Source organism: Candidatus Nanopelagicales bacterium, assembly GCA_018003655.1.
Lineage (GTDB): Bacteria > Actinomycetota > Actinomycetes > S36-B12 > UBA10799 > JAGNDY01.
This window is the reverse complement of the sequence record JAGNDY010000104.1, coordinates 1-5,798: the sequence shown is the minus strand read 5'-3', so window position 1 is coordinate 5,798 and position 5,798 is coordinate 1. Positions and strand designations below refer to the sequence as shown.

The following is a 5,798-nucleotide window of genomic DNA, read 5'->3' as shown; positions in this document are numbered from 1 at the left end:
TGACGTCGCTGCCCACTGAGTCGACCACGCCGGCGAACTCCGCACCCAAGACTGTGTGCTTGGGCTTCAACAGGCCACTGAACCCACGAACGATGAACGGCGTTGCCGAGCGGAACCCGCAATCCGTCCGGTTCACCGTCGCGATCTTCACCTTGACGATGACGTCGATGGGGCCGGGGTGGGGTTTGGCAACCTCCTGCACGCTCACCACCGACGGTGCTCCGTACTTGGTGTTGACTGCGGCTCGCATGTCAGCACACTAGTCGTGCCTACGCTGCGCGCATCAGATCCCGCGCGCCTGAGGAATCACTTGGTCACCGACTGCGGAAACCCAGCCGGGCAAGTCGGGTTGTTTCGAGCCGATCCAAAGCTTGGTGACGCCGAGGTCGGCGTAGACGCGCACCTTATCGACAAACGCACCGGGATCGGCGAGCGGATCGACTCCGGTGAGTACCGTCTTGCGTACCTCGTTTGGATCACGATCAAGATCGGCGCAGTGAGCATTGAGGACGTCGATCTTGTGGGCGATCACCTCCGGTCCGGCGTCGAACAGGTTGCAGGCATCGGCGTACTGGGCAACCAGACGCAACGTCTTCTTCTCGCCCATCCCACCGATGAGGATTGGCGGTCCACCCGGCTGCAACGGTTGCGGAACGCACAACGTCTCCGCCAACTGGTAGTACTCGCCGCGGTACGGGCCGTTGTCGGCGCTCCACATCTGTTTGCAGATCTGCAGCGTTTCCTCAAGCCGGCCGAAGCGCTCGGCCATCGGTGGGAACGGCACGTCTAGTCCGACATGCTCACGCTCATACCAAGCCGCGCCAATTCCCAGCATCGCGCGGCCGCCAGAAAGGACATCGAGGGTCGACACGATCTTTGCCAGGAGCCCCGGTCTGCGGTAGGTCGCTCCGGTGACCAATAGGCCCAGTTGCAGGTTGGTGGTCTGTCCGGCGAGGAATCCCAGCGCGGTATATCCCTCCAACATCGGGTCCGACGCTGGCGCCATCGATTCCATCTGGAAGTAATGATCCATCATCGTCAAGGTGGCGAATCCCGCGTCATCAGCGGCCTTCGCTGTTGCGGCCAATCCCGCGCCGATCTCTGCGGGCGGACCGAGCGGTGTGAAGTCAGAGATGTGCAGCGCAAGTTCCATATCGCGATCCTAGGCACCGGCGGCCTGGTGGGATAGTCCCTTGGCCTTTCCCCGTTCGACGCACCAAGCAGGTGCGTCATGGCGTAACGTCCTGCTCCGAGGCGGCCGCGACTTCGCCAGGAAGGGGTTCTCCAGATGCGAAAGCCAATTGCCGCACTACTGACCGTCTTGGTGTTGGTAGGTCTTTTCGTGGTTGCGTTGGTCAGCGCATTGCAGTTGCTGGCGCCGCGTGACATGCCCTTCGGAGTGACCGGACCATCCCCGGTGGTTACCGCAGTGCAACAGGAGTACTCCCTGGATCTGATCACCTACGGGTCGGAGGCCGAACTCACCGAGGCTGCGACAAACGGCGATGTCTACGGTGGCTACGTCACGGGGCAAGCCACCGACACGCTGATCACCGTGCCCGCCAAGAGCTTCTACGGCGAGGTGTTCGTGCGCGGTGGGTTCGCCAAGGCCGCCAAGGCCTCGGACCGCACATACTCGACCACAGTTGTCGCTCCGCTGCCGAGGTCGGACCGAACCGGCGCTTTGATCGGCCTGCTATTGCTTCCGACACTCATCGGTGGGTACCTGATTGCCTCGATGATGTTTCCGTACTCGGCGACAGCATCTGCTTGGCGCCGGATCTCCGTTGTCCTGGGGTTCTCTGTCGTCGTCGCTGCGATAACTGCGTTTGCCGCGCGGTTCATTGGCGGGGTTCCTTCGGAAGCGGCGTGGAGTCTCTTCCCGTGCCTGGCACTCGTGACTGCCGCGGTATCGCTGGCCGCCATCGGGATCCAGTCCGTGCTGGGCAAGGCCGGCACTTTGCTAGTGATTGTCGCTTTCGTCGTCGTGGGAGGTGCTGGCGCTGGTGGTAGCGGAAGTGCTCTGCTTCCGACCTACTGGCAGCACATCGGTGCACTTTTCCCGCCGCGCTACGCCGTGGACCTGTACCGCGATGTGCGCTATTTCGGCGGCCATGGCATCGCAGTACCGATAGCGGTCTTGGCCGGGTACGCCCTAGCCGGGGTTGCCCTCGTCCTGTGGATGGATCGACGTCGACCCAGGCCCGCGGCACCCACCGAGGAGTTGACCGCAGCGGAGACGCCCGGCCGGGCTCGGTTTGTACCGAAGAACCTGGTGGCGCCTGTCGGTCTCGCTCTCATTCTGAGCGCGCTGTTCGCGGTGAACTACACGAGTTCGGGCCACGAGCCGGTTGCCGACCAGATGCCCTTCGGTGTCGTCGGTTCCGACGCTTTGGCCAAGACCGCACAGAACGACTTGTTCTCTCTGCAACTCATCCAATATCCCGATACGCAGTCCGCTACCAACGCCCTCGACCAAGGACAGATCTACGGCTCGCTGGACGCAACGTCGTCGCCGGCCGCTTTGGTCGTCGTCCCGTCGATTAGTGACCTCTCACCGCTGGACATCACGGCAAACTTCGAGGCCGCCGCAAAGAAGTCAGGCGAAAAGCTGGCGGTTTCGGCCTACGCGCCCACGCCGCTGGCACCCAAGGATCCCGCAGCGCTGGTTCTGGCGACGTTGCTGGTTCCTTTGCTCGTCGGCGGGTACATGGCCGCAGCTCTACTCGCTACGGCCTTCGGGTCAGCAGCTGGCCGATGGCGCGGACTCTGGCTCCTTGGGTACAGCGCCGTCGGAGGGCTCGTCGTCGACGTGATCGCCACCTATTGGCTTGAGGGCATTCCAAGCGCGTCGTTTTGGGTGGCCTGGCCCATCATGACGCTGATCATCTCCACGGTCGCATTGTTTGCTGCGGTACTGCGTCGGCTGTTGGGACCAATCGGAATCTTGCTCACGGTTATCCTCTTCCTGCAGTTCGGCAACCCATCCTCGGGAGGTTCGAATGGCTCGGTGTATCTGACGCCATTCTGGCGCGACCTCGGGCCACTACTGCCGCCGCGCAACGGCTATGAGCTGCTGCGGGACACCGTCTACTTCGGGGGCCACGGCATCAGCCAGCCGCTCACCATCCTGCTCGCATACACCGTCGTAGCGGGCGCAATCCTGGCCTACCTCGACTGGCGGCCACCCCCGGAGCCGACGGTCCCGGGACTCGACTCACCGACCGCCGCGGATGCAGCTGCGCTGGCCACCCCCGTTGGTCCGCTGCCCTAGCCGTCTCGCCGCGACGCGGTCCGCTGACGGCCACTAGGCCGCGACGCGGCTGGCGGTCACACTCGGACTCCTCGCGGCGCCGGAGACAACTTGACGTTGTCTGGGACGAGCGGGGATCATGACGCTCAAAGCTCTCGCGACTGGCAGGCATGCGGTGCCCGTGACAGGCAACCGACGGAATCAGACGATGAGTTGCTACGTTCATCAAGCCGCACGAGTTACATACGACGCTGGGAGCCTCACGAATGACGACCGATGCAGCAACCAACAGTGACACTTCCCCTAGTTGGCCAGCCAATGATCCGGCGACCCGGCGCACCGTTCCAGCGACGTCGAAGCCACTCGACCCAGCACGCGTCCAAGAGTTGCTAGCGGCTGAGTGGGAGCGCTTTGCGACCGATACGACCGGATCAGCGTCACATCATGAGCGCGCCACCATCCCCTTGCCGATGGGCGTCGCCTCGTCGTTTCAGCACTGGGACCCCTACCCGATCGCCATCGAGTCCGCCAATGGAGCGTGGCTCAAGGACGTCGATGGTCGCGATCTGCTTGACATGTCAATGGGCTTCGGCGCGGTACTCGTCGGTCACCTGAATCCCGCCGTCGTCGAAGCAGTGACCAGCTCGCTGGCCACTGGGACGCTTTTTGTTACACCATCACCGAGTACGACCGATATCGCCGAGCGGTTCCAGCGCCGGTTTGGCATCGACCAGATTCGCTTCGCCAACTCCGGCACTGAGGCGACTATGTATGCCGTGCGCGCCGCGCGGACCTTCACCGGCAAGCACGGCATCGTCAAAATCGAGGGCGGGTACCACGGCGGCTACGACGCCCTGTCGGTCTCGGTGAAGCCCGATGTCGATGAGGCGGGCCCGGAAGACGCACCCACTCCCGTCGTCCCGTTCGAGGTTGAGGCCGGGACGGTCTACGTCACGCCGTACAACAACCTGGAACGACTTGAGCAGATTCTCACCGATCACGCTGACCAGATCGCGGCAGTCGTGATGGAGCCCGTGCTCGAGAACGTCTCGATCGTGCTCCCCGATGCCGCCTACCTCGCAGGTGTACGGGCGGCCTGTGATCGTCACGGCGTCTTGCTGGTGTTCGACGAGGTCAAGACCGGACTCACCGCCGGGTACGCCGGCGCCTCCCAACGACTCGGGATCAAGCCCGACCTGATTGCACTGGCCAAGAGCGTCGGCGGCGGACTGCCACTGGCTGCATTCGGCGGGCGCGAGGACATCATGTCGGTCATCACCGACGGCCGGATGTGGCACTTCGGCACCTACAACGGCAACCCGCTCTGCATGGCGGCTGCTGCGGCGGTCGACGAGATTTGCACGGTCGAAGCGCTCGACAAAGCCGAGGCGATCAACGACGCCGCCCTCGACGCGATCGACGACATCATCGCTCGCTACGAGTTGCCCGCCCACACGGTCGGATTCGGCGTCAAGGGAGCTGTCACCTGGTCCCCGGCACCGGTGCGCAACTACCGCGATTACAAGCGCACCGATTTTGAGGCCGCCGAGCTCAGTTGGTTATGGGGAGTCAATCGCGGAATTCTCACTCCCCCGGGCCTCGACGAGCAGTGGCTGGTGTCGCTGGCACACACCGAAGCAGACATGGCGTTGCTGGTCGGCGCGTTCGATCAGTTGGCCCAGGCTCTACGCGCCTAGGAACCAACAGGCCAACTCCCCACGACCGTGCGAGGCGATGGCACGGGTCGATCGGAGAGATTCGGTAGGAGGTGCCGCAATGCCAGCGGTCAGTGGTCGTGACGCGATGATCTCTGGAATGGCCCCGGTGCTCCGGGCCGGGCGGTACGTTTTTGTCAGCGTCCCTGGTCCGGTTCCCGAGGGTCTTGAGCCCATCATGACATTCCGCGAAGACGAGGGCCTGACCCTGATCTTGCCGCAGCAGGAGGCCGATCAAGCCGATCTTGGATACAACCTTGTCCTCGCATGGATCACGCTGCGCGTACACAGCTCCTTGGAGGGGGTCGGCCTCACGGCGGCGGTCAGTTCCGCTCTAGCCGAATCGGAAATCAGCTGCAATGTGGTTGCCGCGGCCTTCCACGACCACCTGTTCGTTCCCGCTGACCGAGCGGACCAAGCCGTGCGAGTGCTCGTTCAGCTGGCTGGCGCCACCCCAGCAGACGAATAGCCCGGCAACTAGTCAGTGGGCAGGCGGGAAACACTGTGGCCGTCAAGAGTCACCTAGTCGTTGGGCCACGCCTCAAGACCCGCAACAACAACCGCGATCGCGGCCGGAATCAGGAACTGGGGACTGCTGAGCACTGATGAAATGGGAACGTCGACCACGAGGGCGAGTAGCACGCCAATGAGAACTGCGGCCGGGATCGCCCAAGCCATCTGAGTCGCCACCAAACGAACCGCGCTTGGCCTTCGTCGAGGCGGGTCCAAGTCGTCTTCGCTGGGTCGAGTGAGTACCGCGACCACGGCCAGCGCAATCGTCGCGCCCTCAACGAGCCAGACCGTGGGCTGGGCAAGGGTCTGCGTGAGCG

Annotated in this window: 6 protein-coding genes; 3 read left to right on the top strand and 3 right to left on the bottom strand. The window is 63.6% G+C overall.

The genetic code is table 11. From position 1 onward, the window contains the following. Both KAZ48_10395 and KAZ48_10390 read right to left on the bottom strand, forming a co-directional pair. Nucleotides 1-250, bottom strand: a 250-nt coding sequence (locus KAZ48_10395; protein MBP7973200.1) for an NADP-dependent oxidoreductase, incomplete at its 3' end; no start/stop codon positions are given. Nucleotides 251-283: 33 nt separating this feature from the next. After that, nucleotides 284-1,153, bottom strand: a complete 870-nt coding sequence (locus tag KAZ48_10390) for an LLM class F420-dependent oxidoreductase (protein ID MBP7973199.1) — start codon at nucleotides 1,151-1,153, stop codon at nucleotides 284-286. A 135-nt stretch (nucleotides 1,154-1,288) separates the two neighbouring features. Between KAZ48_10390 and KAZ48_10385 the strand changes: the two genes are divergently transcribed. From KAZ48_10385 to KAZ48_10375, 3 genes are all read left to right on the top strand, one after another. Beyond that, complete coding sequence (locus tag KAZ48_10385) at nucleotides 1,289-3,274, top strand: hypothetical protein (protein MBP7973198.1); 1,986 nt, start codon at nucleotides 1,289-1,291, stop codon at nucleotides 3,272-3,274. A 245-nt stretch (nucleotides 3,275-3,519) separates the two neighbouring features. Then, complete coding sequence (locus KAZ48_10380) at nucleotides 3,520-4,950, top strand: aminotransferase class III-fold pyridoxal phosphate-dependent enzyme (GenBank protein ID MBP7973197.1); 1,431 nt, start codon at nucleotides 3,520-3,522, stop codon at nucleotides 4,948-4,950. Nucleotides 4,951-5,029: 79 nt separating this feature from the next. Then, complete coding sequence (locus KAZ48_10375; protein MBP7973196.1) at nucleotides 5,030-5,437, top strand: ACT domain-containing protein; 408 nt, start codon at nucleotides 5,030-5,032, stop codon at nucleotides 5,435-5,437. Nucleotides 5,438-5,490: 53 nt separating this feature from the next. Here KAZ48_10375 and KAZ48_10370 read toward each other — a convergent pair. After that, nucleotides 5,491-5,798, bottom strand: a 308-nt coding sequence (locus KAZ48_10370; protein ID MBP7973195.1) for a hypothetical protein, incomplete at its 5' end; no start/stop codon positions are given.

Bases quoted from the DNA above. Each gene is read 5' to 3' on its own strand.
- KAZ48_10390 (MBP7973199.1), bottom strand. From the start codon at position 1,153: ATGGAACTTGCGCTGCACATCTCTGACTTCACACCGCTCGGTCCGCCC.
- KAZ48_10385 (MBP7973198.1), top strand. From the start codon at position 1,289: ATGCGAAAGCCAATTGCCGCACTACTGACCGTCTTGGTGTTGGTAGGT.
- KAZ48_10380 (MBP7973197.1), top strand. From the start codon at position 3,520: ATGACGACCGATGCAGCAACCAACAGTGACACTTCCCCTAGTTGGCCA.
- KAZ48_10375 (MBP7973196.1), top strand. From the start codon at position 5,030: ATGCCAGCGGTCAGTGGTCGTGACGCGATGATCTCTGGAATGGCCCCG.